Annotated in this window: 15 protein-coding genes; 8 read left to right on the top strand and 7 right to left on the bottom strand. The window is 39.7% G+C overall.

The window, feature by feature from the left end; genetic code table 11:
- Positions 1 to 250: 250 nt before the first annotated feature.
- The 5 genes from ACYVM0_RS20630 to ACYVM0_RS20610 all read right to left on the bottom strand — a co-directional run bounded on the left by ACYVM0_RS20630 (position 251) and on the right by ACYVM0_RS20610 (position 8,719).
- The gene (locus ACYVM0_RS20630; protein WP_460560227.1) at positions 251 to 784 is read right to left on the bottom strand and encodes a hypothetical protein; all 534 of its coding nucleotides are present in this window, start codon (positions 782 to 784) and stop codon (positions 251 to 253) included.
- An 8-nt stretch (positions 785 to 792) separates the two neighbouring features.
- Complete coding sequence (locus ACYVM0_RS20625) at positions 793 to 1,593, bottom strand: tetratricopeptide repeat protein (RefSeq protein WP_460560225.1); 801 nt, start codon at positions 1,591 to 1,593, stop codon at positions 793 to 795.
- A gap of 163 nt (positions 1,594 to 1,756) precedes the next feature.
- Positions 1,757 to 6,553, bottom strand: a complete 4,797-nt coding sequence (locus ACYVM0_RS20620; protein ID WP_460560223.1) for a PKD domain-containing protein — start codon at positions 6,551 to 6,553, stop codon at positions 1,757 to 1,759.
- A gap of 197 nt (positions 6,554 to 6,750) precedes the next feature.
- Complete coding sequence (locus ACYVM0_RS20615; protein ID WP_460560221.1) at positions 6,751 to 7,209, bottom strand: hypothetical protein; 459 nt, start codon at positions 7,207 to 7,209, stop codon at positions 6,751 to 6,753.
- Between the two features lie 10 nt (positions 7,210 to 7,219).
- On the bottom strand, positions 7,220 to 8,719 hold the full coding sequence (locus tag ACYVM0_RS20610; protein WP_460560219.1) for a carboxypeptidase M32: 1,500 nt from the start codon (positions 8,717 to 8,719) through the stop codon (positions 7,220 to 7,222).
- Between the two features lie 16 nt (positions 8,720 to 8,735).
- Here ACYVM0_RS20610 and ACYVM0_RS20605 point away from each other — a divergent pair, with 16 nt between their 5' ends.
- From ACYVM0_RS20605 to ACYVM0_RS20585, 5 genes are all read left to right on the top strand, one after another.
- Complete coding sequence (locus ACYVM0_RS20605) at positions 8,736 to 9,830, top strand: Nif3-like dinuclear metal center hexameric protein (protein ID WP_460560217.1); 1,095 nt, start codon at positions 8,736 to 8,738, stop codon at positions 9,828 to 9,830.
- 88 nt (positions 9,831 to 9,918) lie between these two features.
- Complete coding sequence (locus tag ACYVM0_RS20600; RefSeq protein WP_430987443.1) at positions 9,919 to 10,674, top strand: zinc ribbon domain-containing protein; 756 nt, start codon at positions 9,919 to 9,921, stop codon at positions 10,672 to 10,674.
- A gap of 257 nt (positions 10,675 to 10,931) precedes the next feature.
- A complete protein-coding gene (gene recN, locus ACYVM0_RS20595; protein ID WP_460560214.1) occupies positions 10,932 to 12,587 on the top strand; it encodes a DNA repair protein RecN in 1,656 nt (551 codons plus the stop codon).
- A 71-nt stretch (positions 12,588 to 12,658) separates the two neighbouring features.
- Entirely contained in the window at positions 12,659 to 12,871 is a 213-nt protein-coding gene (locus ACYVM0_RS20590; RefSeq protein WP_460560212.1) for a hypothetical protein, read from the top strand.
- Positions 12,872 to 12,917: 46 nt separating this feature from the next.
- The gene (locus ACYVM0_RS20585; protein ID WP_460560210.1) at positions 12,918 to 13,739 is read left to right on the top strand and encodes an enoyl-ACP reductase FabI; all 822 of its coding nucleotides are present in this window, start codon (positions 12,918 to 12,920) and stop codon (positions 13,737 to 13,739) included.
- Between the two features lie 123 nt (positions 13,740 to 13,862).
- Here ACYVM0_RS20585 and ACYVM0_RS20580 read toward each other — a convergent pair whose 3' ends face one another.
- Positions 13,863 to 14,084, bottom strand: a complete 222-nt coding sequence (locus ACYVM0_RS20580; RefSeq protein WP_430987439.1) for a DUF2795 domain-containing protein — start codon at positions 14,082 to 14,084, stop codon at positions 13,863 to 13,865.
- 184 nt (positions 14,085 to 14,268) lie between these two features.
- Between ACYVM0_RS20580 and ACYVM0_RS20575 the strand changes: the two genes are divergently transcribed.
- The 3 genes from ACYVM0_RS20575 to ACYVM0_RS20565 all read left to right on the top strand — a co-directional run bounded on the left by ACYVM0_RS20575 (position 14,269) and on the right by ACYVM0_RS20565 (position 18,089).
- A complete protein-coding gene (locus ACYVM0_RS20575; protein ID WP_460560208.1) occupies positions 14,269 to 14,922 on the top strand; it encodes an ABC transporter ATP-binding protein in 654 nt (217 codons plus the stop codon).
- A 98-nt stretch (positions 14,923 to 15,020) separates the two neighbouring features.
- Entirely contained in the window at positions 15,021 to 16,481 is a 1,461-nt protein-coding gene (locus ACYVM0_RS20570) for a M48 family metalloprotease (protein WP_460560205.1), read from the top strand.
- 30 nt (positions 16,482 to 16,511) lie between these two features.
- Positions 16,512 to 18,089, top strand: a complete 1,578-nt coding sequence (locus ACYVM0_RS20565) for a DUF6770 family protein (protein WP_460560203.1) — start codon at positions 16,512 to 16,514, stop codon at positions 18,087 to 18,089.
- Between the two features lie 57 nt (positions 18,090 to 18,146).
- Here ACYVM0_RS20565 and ACYVM0_RS20560 read toward each other — a convergent pair whose 3' ends face one another.
- Positions 18,147 to 18,713, bottom strand: coding sequence for an ATP:cob(I)alamin adenosyltransferase (locus tag ACYVM0_RS20560; protein WP_460560201.1), 567 nt, complete (start codon positions 18,711 to 18,713; stop codon positions 18,147 to 18,149).
- Positions 18,714 to 18,783 lie beyond the last annotated feature (70 nt).

The following is an 18,783-nucleotide window of genomic DNA, read 5'->3' as shown; positions in this document are numbered from 1 at the left end:
GAGAATACAATAAAGGGTTTAAGTAAGGTTATTTTTAAGTTGAATTTTTTAAATACTATAATTGAAAGAACTTGTTTTGCATTTGCTACGCAAATGCAAAAGCCGCAGTCAAACGGTTAGGAATACTTGCCGCAGGCAAGCCCTATAAATACAAGACCCTTGGTGCCAAAGTAAAAGATCTTGTTCGGGCTGTAAGAACGGTATTAACTAAAGGCTATGAAGTTTTGAAAGGAGCTACTATTTCAATTGTTTACCAACAATATCCTGCAGCAATAGCTATTGTATACCTTAGTTTGGTTTGCCCATAATTTGTTAATTGTAATACTAAAGGCGCGACTCTAATAAAACCTCCCCCCTGAGTAATTAAACGATAACCTATCCTAAATGTGTATAAATTTTCAAAAGCTTGGTAATATTTCGCGGGCGTAAATGTCATATCTGTAAAATCTTTACCTATAATGCCCGTCCAACCTAAACTTGATTCCATAAAATGCCTTTTTTTCCCATAGTAGATATTGAACTCTAAAGGTATATTATAAATTCTGGTACTATCTGCATGTCTTACAGATGAGGCAAATCCTGCTCTTATTGAATAATGAATTTTATTTTTCGGGTTACTTCCAAAAATTCTTTCATAGTTTATAGACAATAATGCTCCTGAATTACCCAGAAATTCCCCAAAAAAAGATTGGGTTACAGGTTTGTCATCGCAGTCATTTAACTGAGAAAACGTAACTTTTGTAATTAAAAGGGACAAGATCAAAAGAGCCACTCTCGGTATCATAATTTCCCTTATTTACATGTACTTTTTTGTTCATTAATTGCTTCTGTAAATCCAAGTTCGCTACTATTTTTGAAGTCTTCACAAGCCTCTTTCATTTTTCCTGATCTTTTATATGCAAGACCTCTAAAAAAAAGCACTTCGGCGTTTTTTAAATTGTAACTAAGAGACTTATTAAAATCATTTATAGCCTTTTTTTCGTCTCCAATTGCTGAATATGCAAATCCTCTATTTGCAAAAGCTTTTTGATTTGGCTCAATTTTAATAGAAGCAGTAAAATCTATTATTGCACTTTCATACAGCAATAATTTACTTTTTGCATATCCCCGATTACAATAATATTCACTACTGGTAGAATCTAAATTAATAGCCATGTTTTCGTCTAAAACTGCTCCGCTGAAATCATTGACCATTAATTTGCAAATAGCTCTATCATCATAAATATTTGCCCTTGACTCATTTTTACTTATAGCAAGGTTATAACATTGTATAGCTAATGTATATTCTTTTTTATATGAATAAATTCTTCCAAATTGGTAATACGCTTTATAATTATTAGAATCTAATCTAATTGCAAAATCCAAATCTGAAACTGCTTTATCATATTCTTTTAGAATACCATAAGATGCCCCCCTCAGTACGTAGGAGTCATAGATGTCCTTCTTCGTATCTATTGAAGCCGAAAAAAATGCGATTGCCTTATTCAAATCGCCATCTAGATATTCCTTATGACCTTTCTCGTAAGAGGATTGGCCCGAACAAACACTTAGAATCAATGCCAACGTAGTTGTAAATAAAATTACTTTTAGCATATTTTTAAATTATTCTTTCCTCTTACTTAAATCAACCTATACTCCAGCGGCGCACGAACCAGCAGCTACGAAGAACAAATTTTTGTTTTGAACCTGCAACATCCTATTGGCATCAATAACTTAAAATAAAAGAAAAGCAGGATAATTTTAATTGATGAGCTGATTACTGTATCAAAGCCACGTTACCCTTCAGCGTCAGCACGCTGCTGTTGTCGCAAATAATATCCACAGTATAAACAAATACATCAGGATTCTGTTTCATGCCCCTCACCGTGCCATTCCACCCGGCATTAACGTCGTTAGGCATAAAACCATTTTTTTCATACACCACTTCGCCCCAGCGGTTGAAGATGCGTAAGGTTTTAATGGAGAAAAGGCCTGTACCTCTCGGGTAAAAAATATCATTCACCCCGTCGCCATTGGGAGAAAAAGTATTCGGTATAAAAACATTGGCGCCATTACAAATAACAAATACGGTTACATGATCACGGGTTTTGCAGCCGCCGGCATTGCTTGCCTCAACCATGTATTCGGTGGTTTCTCTTGGTTTAACGGTAATGCCTGGGTTATGATATTGTACAATACTTTGTGTTGGTGTCCAAACCACTGTACTTACATCGGCCGAGATGGTGGGCATCAGGTCAACTGTTTGTCCAACATTAATAGTTTTGTCGTTGCCTGCTTCTACTGTAGGTATAGGATACACTTTTACCGTAACAAAGCCGGTATCTTTAAAACAGCCTTTATCATCGGTACCAATTACTTTATAGGTAGTGGTGTTTTGCGGAGTTGCTAATGGAGTTGCGCTGGAGGTACTGCTCAATCCTGAAGAAGGACTCCATACATAAGAGAATCCTCCGCTGGCAAATAACCGCACCGAACTGCCTTTGCACAAAGTATCTCCCCGGCTGTTCAACATCGTAAAACGTTGTTTTACTTTTACCAGCACACTGTCGGTATTACTGCAACCCTGCAGGGTAGTGCCTTTTACAATATAGTTGGTAGCAGAGTCGGGTTTGGCTGTTGGCCTGGCACAATTGGTACAACTCAGTCCTGTAGCAGGTGTCCAGGTATAGGAAGCTGCACCTGTTGCATTTAAGGAAATGCTATTGCCCCTGCACACTAAAGTATCGGCACCGGCATCAACAATGGGCACTACAAAAGCATCAATAGTTTTAGTGATGGTGTCTGCACAGCCGCTGCTGTTAATAGCGATCAGCCTGGCGTTATAAGTGCCTGCAGTGGTATAGATCTGTGATGGCGGATTTTGTATAAGGGAAGTATTGCCATTGCCGAAATTCCAGTGCCATTGTATAGCAGAAGTGTCCGGTATTAATAATTGTCCCCTAAAGCTAACAGTTAGTGGCGCACAACCATTGCCTGTGCTGCCGATACTGGCTTGTGGTGAGGCGACGATTCTTACCGGCGCAGGATTTTTTAATGTATCGGCACAACCACTTTGTGTGGTAACAATTAATTGCGGAAAATAAAGCCCCGGTGTGCTGTAAAAATGCGTTGGGTTTTGCAAAACAGAGGTATGGCCATCACCAAAATCCCAGGCATAACTGGTAATAACATCATTGCTTATAGACGAATCAGAAAATGCAATGGAAGCAGCATCACAATAATTGTGATTAATAAATCCAAAGTTGGCAGCAACACCATTTACAATAATTGTATCCGGGCCTAGTATGGGTACCACACATCCTCCCGGATCTACTAATATCATTTTGGGTACATAAATGCCGGGAATGGCATAAGTGTGCGACATTACAGAATCTAAAGTAGACGTGGTGGTACCATCATTAAAATCCCATATAAACGAAAGCCTGTCTTGCGTGGTGGCAGCAAAATGTACCGTTAAAGGTTTGCAGCCATTGATAGGGCCATAGGTAAAATTGCCCACCGGTCCCCGAACGGTAATTTTTCTTTGATAAACATCGGTACAACCACCCGGACTGGTGACGGTTAATTTAGCAAAATAAACACCCGGTACATTGTAAAAGTGAGAAGGGTTATCGGATTGTGTGGACGTGCCGTCACCAAAATCCCAGTGTACAGCAGTAAAGTTTTGTGATTGATTGGTGAAACTTACAAACAAAGGCGGGCATGTACCCAACGAATCACTCATACTGAAATTGGAATGTGGCGAAACGATCTTTACATAATCAGGAATGATGAGCGAATCACTGCAACCGTACTGATCAGTAATAAATAATTTTATGGTGTATAAGCCATCAGCCGCATAACTGTGTGTGGGATTGGTGGCAGTACTGGTAGTGCCATCACCAAAATGCCAGGTATAATTTAAGCCCGGGCCTGTTGAACTATTGGTAAATGTAATCAACCTGGTGGGGCACGATAAAGTATCTGCTGTAGCAAAACCAGCTACCGGCTTTGAAATAATAATAACACTGTTTTTTACAATAGAATCAACACAGCCCTTACTGTCTGTAACTTTCAACGATACGGTGTAAACGCCGGGCCCGCTGTAAGTGTGTTGAAACGGGGGAGCTGTTAAGGTATCAATGATGCCATCTCCGTAGGTCCATGTCCAGCTGCTGATGGGATGCGTACCATCTGTTACAGAATTATCGGTGAAGGTGATAGCACTTAGTAAACAGCTGCCGGGCACGCTGGGTGCAAAGCCTGCAGTAGGCCCGTCTACCTGTATGTACAGGGATTTTATTAAAGTGTCTTTGCAATTAAAAATATCAGTTACTATTAATTGCACCGTGTATTTGCCGGCCTGCGTATAGATATGTGAGGTGCTGGCATTGCCGCCGGTAGCGCCATCACCAAACGACCATTCATAACTGGCCACATTGGCATTATTATTACCGGTAGCAGTAAAGTTTACCGCATTGTTTTTACAAATTACAGAATCTGAAGCGGTGAAGCTGGCTCTTTCATCGATGATGCGTACAGTTGTTATTTTCGTGTATTCGCAACCTGTAGTATAATTTTTTACCCGTAAAGAAATAGTGTAGGTTCCGGTATCTGCAAAAGTATGTACCGGACTTTGTTGTGTAGAAGTATTGCCATCACCAAAATTCCAGTTCCATTCATCAGCACCAATGGATTTATCGGTAAACGTACGTGTTTTAGATCTGCATAAAAAATCCACATCAAATGCTGCAATGGGCGGATTAATATGTACGTAATTTAAGAATTTGATAGAATCGCAGCAACCGGCATTGCAAACAATTAAAGTAATAGTAAAATAGCCGGTATCCTCATATGTATGGCTTGGGTTTTGTTCTGTTGAGGTGCCGCCATCACCAAAATTCCAAAGCCAGTTGGTAATGGTACCTGTAGAAAGATCAGTGAAATTTACAGGAAGGTGGGCGCACACATCTCTTGGCGTAGCCACTAAATTTGGAACCGGTTTTACGGAAGCTGTGATACCACGTGTAACCGTTGCCGTATCCGTACACCCTCCGGCAGTGGTAATAATAAGTTGTATATCATAAACACCTGCAGCAAAAATATGTGTTGGATTGATGGCAGTGGACGTATTGCCATCACCAAAATCCCAGTGGTAACTTATTACCGGGTCAACAGAATTTATGGTAGCTGAAAATGTCCAGGTTAATGGGGCACACGCAGCCACCGGCAGATTATTAATGCTAACCTGTGGCGGTATAATTTTTACCAGGTCAATCTTTTTCAAAGTGTCCGAACAGCCATTGGCATTTGTCGCTATCAATGTAACGGTAAATGTTCCCGTGCTGTTGTAGGTATGTATAGGGTTGCGTACGGCAGAGGTATTACCATCGCCAAAATCCCAGTTATAAATGGCTGCACCGGTACTGGTATTATTAAAACTAACAGTAAGCGGGGCCTGGCAGCCGCTGGTGTTGGTTGCAGTAAAGGTTGCCGTGGGTTTATTTAAAACTGTAATGGTTTTGTAAGCGGTATCAAGGCAGCCTCCGAAATCTGCAATCATACGCACCTGGTAAACTCCGGGTGTGCTGTATATTTTTACCGGGTTGATTTGTGTGGATGTAGTGGCATCACCAAAATCCCAGGCTGCAGCAACAGGTGCCGGTGCCGAAGTATTGGTAAAGAGTAACGGGGCATTTACACAAACACTGCCGGCACTGGTAAAGGCGGCATTGATAGTGCCTATATTGATAAGATTTGTTTTGGTAATGGTATCAGTACAGCCGCCACCGTTAGCAGTGATCAGCCTTACGGTATAAATACCTGCGGTATTGTAAATATGAGAAGGATTGGCTGCTGTGGAAGTACCACCATCACCAAAACTCCATTGGTAAGTTAATACACCTGTACCGGTTGATAAATTTTGAAAATTAACAGTTACCGGTGGGTTACAGGCGGAAGGGGTGTTATTAGAAAAATCGGCATGTACACCACTGCTGATTTTTACATATTGCAGCTTTGTTAACACCTTGCTGCAACCAGCACTATTGGTTAATCGTAAAGTAACATTATAGTTACCCGATCCGGTATAGGTGTGAGAAGGGTTTTGAATATTGCTGGATGCACCATCGCCAAAATCCCATTGCCAGGTACTGATAGTACCGCTGCCGGAAGTACTTTGGTCGGTAAAATTTACCGGTAAGGGAAAACAGCCCGTTAACGGAGCTCCTGTAAAGGCAACTGCCGGCGCTGCATTTACAGTAATGTATTGTGTTTTAATAATGGTATTGGAATCTCCATTTACATCATGCACCACTAACTTAACCGTATATTGGCCGGGATTAAAATAAGTAACAGAAGGATTTTGAAGAAAAGAAATGGTGCCATTGCCCAGATCCCATTTCCATTGGGTGGGAGAGCCTGTGGATTGATCGGTGAAACTTACTACAAGCGGTGCACAACCCGCCAAAGGAGTGGCTGTAAAATTAGCAGTTAATTGAGCTTTTGTTGAAAAACTTAAAAAAACTGATAATACAGCAATTAAACTGTATTTGACTCCAGTGCTGGCAGTCATTGTTAGTGCGTTGTTTTTTATGAATAATTGGACAGTACAGCCAAAGCTGTATGCTGCTATAACTCAAAACCAGATAAAAAATTGTGTTAGAAAGAAAATAGCCAGGACGAGTATTTCCGTTGTGGTTTAAGACAATTAGTATAAGGTTGTAAGCTAAAAATTCTGCGAAAAGCTAAGTTAAGGAAGTTTATCCACATTTACAAGCGCTGCATGTGCAAAACTTTAGGTTCCGTGGTGCCCCAGGGGGCTAATTCCATAATAGGGAGGGCTTTTTTAGTGAACTTCCACTCACGGTTTAAGAAGCTGAAGGCCGTAACCGAATTGGGCAGGGTGATCACCAGTTTACTATAATCATCATTGGAGCTCCAGGTTCCGGAAAGAACAGTGGTACCCATTGTAGCCGTCATAGGGCCATCAAGTAAGGTGTTTTTGGTAAGCTTAAATGTATAACCGTTAAACTGTGCGGTCAGGCTGGTGCCATTGTCAGTAGCCTCTTCCACCACAAAATCTTTATTTAAAATATTGTCTTCAAAATATTGTTCCAGTAAACTTCTGTTAGCCGCAATAATGGCGCTTTTACTACAGCTGCTCAGCAGTAACAATACTGCAAAAGCCAGTGCAATAATAAACCTCGACCTGTAGATTATACCCGGCATACCTTCATTTTTAAGTATTGTAAATATCACTGTATTTTTTAGTGGCATAATTAATAAAATGGGTACTGTTTAATGTTTCGCCTGTGGCTTTTTTACACAATTCCTCAGAAGTGTGATACCTGCCGTACGGATAAATATTTTTTTTAAGCCAGTTGAGCAAAGTGGCGTTATTGCCATCCGCTATTTCTTTTTCCAAAGAGTCATTTTCCCTGCTTATCGCTGCATACAATTGTGCGGCATACAAACTTCCCAAACTATAGGTGGCAAAATAACCAAAACTGCCATGGCTCCAGTGTACATCCTGCAGGCAACCTCTTTTATCATCAGGTACTTTTACACCTAAATATTGTTCGTAATGTTCATTCCAGTATGCAGGAATATCTTTGGTTGCAATCGTTCCGTCTATCAGCATTTTCTCTATCTCGTACCGTATCATCACATGAAAATGATAGGTCAGTTCATCGGCTTCGGTTCTTATTAATGAAGGCTGTACTTTATTGATGGCCCTGTAAAATTCCCTGGTGGTTATCTTGCCAAACTGCTTAGCGAAGAACGTTTTTGCCAGCGGAAAATTGTGTTGCCAGAAGGGTAAAGCCCTGCCCACATTGTTTTCCCACAGGCGGCTCTGGCTTTCGTGAATGCTCAGGCTGGCGTACTCACCCAGGGGTAATCCGTATTCATCACCGGGTAAACCCTGCTCGTACAAAGCATGCCCGCCCTCATGTATACAACTCCAGGTCATGTTACCAAAATCGGTTTCATCTATTCTTGTGGTAACCCTTACATCGGCATTATTAAAATTGATGGTAAAAGGATGTTCGCTTATATCCTGCCTGCCGGCTTCAAAATCAAACTGCATGCGTTTTAAAATTTCCACGCCAAATTTCCATTGCTGGTCTTTATCAAAATGCTGGTGCAGAAAGTAGCTGTCTGCCTGTGTTTTATTTTTTATAGTGTTTAATAAAACTGATAATTGAGGTTTAAGGTCTGCAAAAACTTTATCTGTAATGGCTACAGTTAATCCTTTGTCATACTCATTCATTAAAGCATTGTAAGGATGTTTTTCATATCCCAAAATTTCAGCTTCCTGTTTTTTCAGTTGTATCAGGTCATCCAGGGGTTGCTGAAAAATAGCAAATGCATTTTCCTTTCTCGCCTGTATCCAGGCATGAAAACTTTTATTGGTGGTTTCGCTTAGCTGCCGCACAAAATGGCTGCTGAACCTGGTGGCTTTGGTATAATCGGTCAGGCTCAGCTCCACATTCTTTTTTTCGGCATCACTCAAATCGTCTTTGCCTGCCAATTCTTTAAGTAATACACCCATTTTTTCATCGGTAAATTGCTGGTGGGCTATTTCACTCAATGTGGCAATCTGTTTGCCGCGTATGGTATTTCCTTTGGGGGGTAAATACGTTTCCTGGTCCCATTGCAAAACTGCTGATGCGTATTTTACATCGGCTATTTTTTGCATCTTTGTTTTATATTCATCGTACAACATTGCTGATTTCATACTTTAATATTTATACATGATCATTCAGGATATAATAACTTCCTTAGAAAAAACGACACCCCTTACATTACAGGAAAGTTACGATAATGCCGGCCTTATTACAGGTAATGCCAATTGGCAATGTACGGGAATTATTACAACATTGGATGCAACAGAAGAGGTGGTAAAAGAAGCCATCGAAAAAAAATGCAACTTGATCGTGGCGCATCACCCTATTGTATTTGGCGGATTGAAAAAAATAACCGGCAGCAATTATGTGGAACAAATCATCATCACTGCCATAAAAAATGATATTGCCATCTATGCCATTCACACAAACCTCGATAACTGGCTATACGGTGTAAATGGCACCATCGCTGATAAATTAGGTTTAATGAACTATGAAGTGTTGCAAGCTAAAAAAGGGGTATTAAAAAAGCTGTTCACCTTTGCCCCGGTTGAGCATGCAGACAAAGTACGCAATGCGATTTTTGCTGCCGGCGGCGGAAAAATCAGTAATTACAGCGAATGCAGCTTCAATAGTCCCGGTTCAGGCACTTTTAAACCTGGCGCAACCACAATGCCTTTTATTGGAACAATCGGCAAAAGGCATACTGAAGAGGAGATCAAAATAGAGGTGATCTTTCCTGCCTGGTTGGAGAAACCAATTTATAATGCCCTCATTCAGGCGCATCCCTATGAGGAGGTGGCTTATGACATAATTTCTTTAGAAAATACCAGCCAGGTGATTGGCAGCGGTTTAATAGGCAAATTGCCCACCCCCATGGCTGAAGTCGATTTCCTAAAAAGTATAAAAGAAATTTTTAACATTTCAATGGTCAGGCACACAGCTTTAATGGGAAAAGAAGTGCAAAAAGTGGCCCTTTGTGGGGGTGCCGGTAGCTTTTTAATCGGGGCTGCAATAGCGGCTGGTGCTGATTTCTATATCAGTTCCGACATCAAATACCACGAGTTTTTTGATGCCAACGGCCGCCTGGTAATTGCTGATATTGGCCACTACGAGAGCGAACAGTTCACCACCGACCTGTTATTTGAGGTTTTGACAGAAAAATTCCCTAACTTTGCCGTCCTTAAAACTGGCCTGAATACCAATCCAGTTCAGTATTTTTAAGAAAAGATAAGGATGATCTACAGATGGCTTTTAAAACGCCTGTCTTTAAAAAATCTGAAATCACAAATCTAAAATCTAAAATTAAAATATGGCTTCAGTAAAAGATTTCTCCGTTGAAGAAAAATTAAAGTCCCTGGTATTATTGCAAAAAATAGATTGCAAACTGGACGAAATTCAAATTCTTAAAGGTGAATTACCTATGGAGGTTAAAGACCTTGAAGATGAAATTGAAGGATTACATGCAAGACAAACCCGTGTGGAAGAAGAAATAAATGGTATCCAGGAATTTATCGAACAAAAGAAAAATGGTATCAAAGAAGCGGAAGAGCTGATTAAAAAATACGAAAAGCAAAGTGAGAATGTAAAGAACAACCGTGAGTTTGAAGCGATCAATAAAGAGATTGAAATGCAAACCCTGGAAGTGAAACTTTGCGAAAAGCACATTAAAGATGCTACTGAAGAAATTTCTGATAAAGCAAGACAACTGGAAATTGCAAAGAAAGCAGTAGCTACCAAAGAACATAACCTTGCCGGTAAAAAAGGGGAGCTGGAAAAGATCATCAGCGAAACTGAAAAAGAAGAAAAGCACTATAATAAAGAAGCAGAAGCAGCAAGAACTCATGTTGATGAAAGATTGGTATTGAGCTACGATCGTATCCGTAAAAACTACCGTAATGGCTTAGCAGTAGTACCGGTAGAAAGAGATAGCTGTGGTGGTTGTTTTCATGCTATTCCTCCGCAGAAACAAAGTGAAATTAAGCTGCGTAAAAAAGTAATGGTGTGCGAAAACTGCGGCCGTATTTTAGTTGACGCAGATTTAAATGATACTGTAGAAGTAAAATAAGTGCTCCGGATATGCTATCCGGATCTACCGCAAAATAATTAAAACATCCCGACATACGTCGGGATGTTTTTTTGCCACGGATGGCACAGATTTTCACGGATTAATACACTTGGCCGGAACTTGGTTTTATTATGAAAATAATCCGTGAAAATCTGTGGAATCCGTGGCCAATTTTTTTGCCGCAGGCAAAATAGTCTACTTTCTTCTGCGGCATCAGCGAAATCTGCGGGATATTCTCTAATTTGCTCCATCAAATTATGCTTTCAAAATTACACATACAGAATTACGCTATCATTGATGATCTTATTATCGATTTCAGTGATAACCTCAATATCATCACCGGTGAAACAGGAGCCGGTAAAAGTATTTTAATGGGCGCCCTGGGCTTAATACTGGGCGAAAGAGCTGATAGCAGCGTATTGCAGCAAAAAGAAAAGAAATGCGTGGTGGAAGGTTATTTCAACAGCGAAAACAAAACTGCGGTAAAGCAATTCCTGGCAGCGAATGACCTTGATGCAGAAGAAGAACTGGTGATAAGAAGAGAGATTGCGGTTAATGGAAAATCAAGGGCATTTATTAATGATACCCCGGTAAATGTAAACCAGTTAAAAGCATTAAGTGCGGCGCTGGTGGATCTGCACCAGCAGTTTGATACGTTGGAACTAGGCGATGCAGATTTTCAGCGGGAAGTATTGGATGCATTGGCAGATAACGGAAAATTATTGCAGCAATACAGCACGCAGTTCAATCAATTTACCAGAACAAAAAAAGAACTACAGGAATTACAACAGCAACAAACCACTGCCAATACCAGTTACGACTATAATAAATTTTTATTCGACGAACTGGAAGAGGCTAATTTTAAAGACAACGAATTAGAAGAGCTGGATGCAGAATTAAAGTTGTTAAGTAATGCCGAAAATATAAAACAGCAATTAGGCAGTATTTACTTCGAATTGAAAGAAAGTGAGCAGCCGATAGTGCAACAACTGAAAGCACTAAATAATCGTTTACATGGTTTAGAACAATATCATGGTGCTATTGAAGGCTTGAATAAACGTTTATTAAGCACACAGATAGAATTACAGGATATTGCAGATGAACTGGAACAGATCAATGATAGCGTACAATACAGTCCTGAACGCATACAGGAAGTGAATGATAAGATTTCATTGGGTTATAAACTATTGAAAAAACACAGCGTAAATTCCACCAGCGAATTGCTTGCTGTTAAAGAAGCATTACAGGAAAAATTAAATGATGTGCTGAACATCAGCGAAGCCATTGCACAAAAAGAAAAACTTACTGCTTCGTTATTAAAGGAGTGCGAACAATTGGCAAAAACAATTGCTGCTAACCGCCATAAAGCCATCAAACCTTTTACAGAAAAAGTGAATGGTTTATTAAAGCAGGTGGGGATGCCCAATGCACAAATTAAAATTGAACTGACTGCTGTTGAATTAAGTCATACAGGAAGTGAAGCGATTGAGTTTTTATTTGATGCCAATAAAAGCAATCGTTTTGAACCTTTACGTAAAGTTGCCAGCGGAGGTGAGCTGAGCAGGTTAATGCTTTGCATAAAATCTTTAGTAGCGCAAAAACTGCAATTACCTACGTTAATATTTGATGAAATTGATACCGGCATCAGTGGTGAAGCTGCCAAGCAGGTTGGTAATATCATGAAAGAATTATCAAAAGGGCATCAGCTGATTTCCATTACGCATCAACCACAAATTGCGGCAAAAGCCAATGCACATTATTTTGTGTATAAGGCCATCAAAGGAGATAAGATCATCACTTCAGTTAAGCTTTTGAATAACGACGAGCGTATTACCGCCATTGCACAGATGCTGAGCGGCGAAAAGCCCACTGCTGCTGCATTACAGAATGCCAGGGAGATGGTGGGGAATTAGTACCGGAAAGCTACGGCTTCCCGCCGGTATTTTGAACCCGTTGTTTCAAACAATACTACCAATCACAAATCATGCTCCAAAAGATTTTATTACTTATGGTGGTGGCAGCAGCTATACTTACCGGCTATGGTATGTATCAATTCTGGAACAAAAAAATCAATCCCCGCCGGTCTTTCAAACATTTTATACTGTATATGGCACTTAACCTTGCCGGTATATTGGTGATTGTGTTTGTGTTTGGCTTTGTTATAATTTATTTTAAAGAGTTTTTCTTTAAAAAATAAGAATAGTACATTTACTTTTTAAAAAAATAAAATTCAACAAACGATCATGTCATACAACTTACTAAAAGGAAAACGTGGTATCATCACCGGTGCACTGGATGAAAATTCAATTGCCTGGAAAGTAGCAGAAAAAGCGCACGAAGAAGGTGCCACATTTGTTTTAACCAATGCACCCATTGCCATGCGCATGGGAGAGATCAATAAACTGGCAGAAAAAACCGGCAGCCAGATCATTCCTGCAGATGCCACAAGCGTAGAAGAATTGACTAACCTGTTTACCCAAAGCCAGGAAGTACTGGGCGGTAAACTGGATTTTGTACTGCACTCTATCGGGATGAGTGTGAACATCCGTAAAAAAATTCCTTATACAGAAAGCAATTACGATTACTTCATGAAGGGCATTGATGTAAGTGCAATGAGTTTTCATAAAATGCTGGCGGTAGCAAAAAAATTAGATGCGATAAACGAATGGGGTAGCGTGGTGGCATTAACGTATATGGCAGCACAACGCACGTATCCGTTCTATACTGATATGGCCGATATTAAAGCAATGCTGGAAAGTATTGCCCGCAGTTTTGGTTATCATTATGGGGTAGATAAAAAAGTACGTATCAATACCGTTTCTCAATCACCTACCAAAACCACGGCAGGTACCGGTATTAAAGGCTTTGGCGATTTCTTTGATTATGCCAATGCTATTGCGCCTTTAGGCAATGCCAGTGCAGAAGATTGTGCTAATTACTGCATTACTTTATTCAGCGATTTAACCAGGATGGTTACCATGCAGAATTTATTTCACGATGGCGGTTACTCTACAACAGGTGTAAGCAATTATGTAATGGAGAAGTTAGGTGTACCTGAGAGTTAATTCTTTTATCGGTTAATTAGTTATTGAAACAATGTAAATAAATAAGCCTCCTGAATTTTTCAGGAGGCTCTTTAATATCGCATAGAACCACTCGTAGCCGGTGGCTGAAAACTTGCAGCTTTCTTAATACTCTTCTTCATTAAAAAAGAAATCTTCATGGCTCGGGTAATCCGGCCAGATATCTTCCAGGCTTTCGTATATCTCACCTTCATCTTCCAGTTCCTGTAAATTTTCTACCACTTCAATGGGGGCACCGCTACGGATAGAGTAATCAATCAACTCATCTTTGGTAGCTGGCCAGGGTGCGTCTTCTAAATGGGAAGCTAATTCTAGTGTCCAAAACATATTATATCTCTTTAATTTTCTTAAATAATTGCAGGGCTGTCTATCCCTAATTTTCCGCAAATGTATACGTTCTGTGGAAATAACCAAAAGTGTTTTATTAACGGCTGGTTTTTAAGAAGATTGTGTAAACCCCGTTAAAAGTTGCATTAGCTGTTTTTAATAAATTATTACTTACTTTTAAAGCATGTTATCAGCAAGAAATATTCATAAGAAATACGGGCAGTTAGAGGTTTTAAAAGGGGTGGATATCAATATAAAAAAAGGAGAGATTGTGAGCATTGTGGGCAGCTCGGGCGCCGGCAAAAGCACGCTGCTGCACATTTTGGGTACTTTGGATAAAGCTGATGCCGGCGAGATCATCCTCAATAACCAGCGGGTGGATAAGCTCTCTCCCAAAAGGCTGGCTGCCTTCCGCAATAAGGAAATTGGCTTTGTTTTCCAGTTTCACCACCTGTTGCCGGAATTTACCGCTTTGGAGAATGTGTGCATTCCGGGCTGGATTGCCGGGGGCAAAAAGAAGGAAATTATTGCTAAAGCAGAGGGATTATTACAAACTTTAGGCCTGTCCGGCCGCCTGGAAAATAAGCCACAGCAGCTTTCCGGGGGCGAACAGCAGCGTGTGGCTGTAGCCAGGGCATTGATCAACAATCCCTCCATTGTGATGGCAGATGAACCCACAGGAAACCTGGATAGTGCCAACGCAAAAGACCTGCATCAACTGTTTATCGACCTGAGAAAACAATTCGATCAAACCTTTTTAATTGTTACCCATAATGAAGAACTGGCGCAGATGAGCGACAGGATTGTAATGATGAAAGATGGCAAAATAATAAATTAGGTAATTATCCGTTATCTAGCAGTTATGAGTAAAATTTTTAATTGAAAATATTACTGAATCACTATTTTTGCACTGCACCCTAAAGGATAACTAATTTTATGAAACCGTCTACCGGCAGAGCTTCCGGCTTGATCATAGCCTTTTTATTTTTTTCTTTTTATATAGTGGCGCAGCGCCCGCAATTGTATGCTTACCAGGACCTGTCGAAGTTTTCTTTTGCAAAGCAGGATGATTCTTTAAAAAAGAATTGGGTATGCCCCGATTTGTATAAAGACAAAGCCACTCAAAAAAAATACAAGGAAATATGGGATGGCCGAACTGATTTTATTACCAGCGCCATTGAAGCCAATAATTATATTAATGACGGCGATATTTACAATTATATCAACCAGATCATTACCGACCTTACAAAGGGCAACCCCACGCTAATCAAACAAAAGCAGCTTTTACTCATCGACAGAAGTGCTTCCGTAAATGCCTATGCTGTTGGCGGCAATGTAATTGCAGTTAATCTCGGGCTGATCACATTTTCGCAAAGCAGGGAAGAAGTGGCATTGGTGGTAGCACACGAATTATCGCATAATATTTTAAACCATGCCGAAAATTCGATGAAGGAAATGGCCGTGTGGTTAACTTCTGATGAATATAAAAACTCATTGAATGCGGTATTGGATTCTAAATACGAACGCCTGACCAAATTAAAAAAAGTAGTGGAAGGATATAGCTTCAGCAGAAGCAAACATCACCGCTATCACGAAAGCGAAGCGGATTCATTGGCAATTGTGTTGCTGAGAAACAGCAATATCTCTTTTGACCCTAAGGCATTTTTAAGACTGGATAGTACAGACAACGAATATAAAGAGCCTTTAAAGAATGAAACCAAAACCTACTTCGCTGCTTATAATACTACTATTGAAGATTGGTGGTTTACAAAACGTACCAAAGGGCTGTCTTCAAAAAATTATAATTTTAAAGACACCACCAGGCTTAATGATTCATTAAAAACACATCCTGACTGTATAGAGCGGTATAACAAAACAAAAAATCTCGTAAACATCAAAGGTGCTTTTACTCCGGTAACCGCCAGTATAAAAGAGAAGGCCAATAAAATGCTGCTCTGGAATATGTACGATAACATGGATCTTACCGCATGTTTGTACCGTATCTTTTTAGAAAAGGATAAAGGCAATACCGACACCTGGTACGATTTTATGGCGCATAATATTCTAGCAGGTCTTAATTATTCCAATAAGCAACTCAACCGTTTTAATGCTATTGGCATTAAGCCCAAAGAGTACATTTCTAAAAACTATTACGAACTGCAGACCATGCTGGAACAAATACCCGCCGATAATTTAGAACAACTATATAAATCATCCGCCAATCAGAGTTTTTGGGGAAGTATGTCAGCTGAATCAAAAGGATTAAAAGTGCTGATGAGTACACTTAATTTTGACAGTGACGACAATGATAAAAAGAAATCCAGTGCCGCTAAAGAATTCATCAGTAGTAACCCCACAAGTATGTACTGCGAATTTGCAGATCATTTTAAAAAATAGCATTTTATCTTTTACCTGAAACTATACAACATGAGAAAATTAATGGTATGCCTTACCTTTTGCATTTTTGCAACTATGGCTAACGTAAAGGCACAATCGAAAGTATTTCAAGAAGTAAATGAAGACATTTCTTCTGAAATGAAGATCATTACACAGGATGAGGCCCTGGTGGGCTACCTGGTGTTTACACAACTGGAAAAAGCCAGCGAAGATTCTTTTAATTACAAAATAACATTGATGGATGAAAACCTCAATGATATTGGTACTGTAAATTTCAGGGAAGAAAAACTTGACCTTGATGCGGTATCTTTTGAGCAGGACATTTTATGCTTAGCGTATTTAAAAAGCAATATCAACGGAAAAGTATTTAAAAACAGGAAGGAGTACAATGCCTTTGATGCAAAAAATGCCATCTTTACGCAGTTCTTAACGCTTGATGGAAAAATCATAAAAACCAACACCAATAGTATCAGTTTAAAATCTGCCGACTACGAACTATGGGCATCACCCAGGAGTAAGTTTACTTACTATGGCGGATTAACACACCGTATACAATTAAAAAACATTTCTCAAAAAGGCTTTGCTTGTTTTTATGGCGATAAGGATGGCTGTAATTTAATCAGCTACGATCTTACCGGTAAAGAACTATGGAAGAAAAGTATTTCGGAAGAGCAGGCCTATAGTTTACTTACTTCAAAAGCAGATATTTATTTGTTGCAGAAGGTAAAAGAAAAATATTACGAAGGAGGTTATTCATTGCTGAGTTATAATGCTGCTGATGGTAAGGCTTACGATAAAATTGCTTTAAACGATAAAGAAGGTAATTCTTTAAAAGTACTGAGCTTTGCAAATGATCCTGTAACCGGTACGCCATACTTAAGCGGAAGTATAATTGACCAGGATAAGGGTAATAATATCAGCAACGGAAAGCAACTGGCTAAGGGCCCTTATTCAGGTGTTTTTGTAATGGATATAAAAGGCCATACTAAAACTGATATCAAACAAACTTTTACGTATTGGGGCGATGGTTCTCAAAAGCCAACGATATCTAAAAGAGGGTACATCAGTGATGTAAAATCTTATGCCATCATGAGCAGCTCATTCAGGGATTATAATGGTAATACCTATTTTACCGGATCAGAGTTTGTTAAAAAAGCCAAGATCGGTTCTATTGTTTCATCCATTATATTTTTACCACTGGTAACTGTAACGCCAATTATCCTGGCAGTATCGGGTACTACTAAGTGTAAGGTCACCGATGTGGCTTTAATGAAATTAAATCCAAAGGGAAGTTTATCTTTTGAAACAGAGATTCCATGCGACGATTCCAAATACCTCAGGGGTGTTTTTCCTTTAAATGGTTTTTTAAATCAGAGAAGTTTTTACAGCGTGGATAATGCCAACACCAAAGCGAACTATATGATTGTTGACGATAGTAAGAACATCATGATCTACAATGTGAACCAAAAGAAAATTGTACGTACCGTTCCCCATAAAGATGGAAAGATCAGGACCTACATCTTTCCTGCAAAAGAAGGACATATCATGGTAGTGGAAAATAACAAAAAAGAAAAATACACCAGACTGTCTATTGAAGCGCTGAACTAAGATATAAGAACGCTTTTATTAATGTCCCCTCAACTTGTTGAGGGGATTTTTATAACATTAACTGCTGATTCTTGGTTTCCACGGAATTTCTCCCACACCCAGCAAATGGCCGATATATCTTGCCAGCACAAAAAGATAATCACTTAAGCGGTTAAGATATTTTATCACTAATGGCTCTACAAACAGGTCATGCTGCTGCATATTTACACATAGCCTTTCTGCCCGGCGGCAAACACAGCGGGTGATATGTGCGGTGGATATGGCTGGATGCCCTCCCGGAAGAATAAATGATTTCATTGCCGGTAAAGTTTCATTCATGCTGTCGATCTCGTTTTCCAACAGCACAATATCTTCTTCCTTCAGATCCGGGATCTTCATTAAAGGTTCTTTATCCGGGTCGCAGGCCAAAGAGGAGCCGATAGTGAAAAGGCGGTCCTGTATTTCTTTTAAAGTTATCCTGGAAGGTTCATCGGTAATATTGTCAATCACCAGGCCGATATAGGAATTTAATTCATCAACGGTGCCATAGCTTTCAATACGGATATGGCTTTTGGCAACTTTTGTGCCGCCGATAAGGGACGTCTTTCCAAGGTCGCCTGTTTTTGTATATATTTTGAATGCCATAATAGTTGTGGTAGTTACAGCACAAAGCAACAAAAAATATCCGTATTAGTTCAGTAAAAATATGGAGGCA

Source organism: Ferruginibacter profundus (assembly GCF_054783275.1).
The sequence above is the reverse complement of the archived record's forward strand: the minus strand, read 5'-3'. Positions and strand labels throughout refer to the sequence as shown.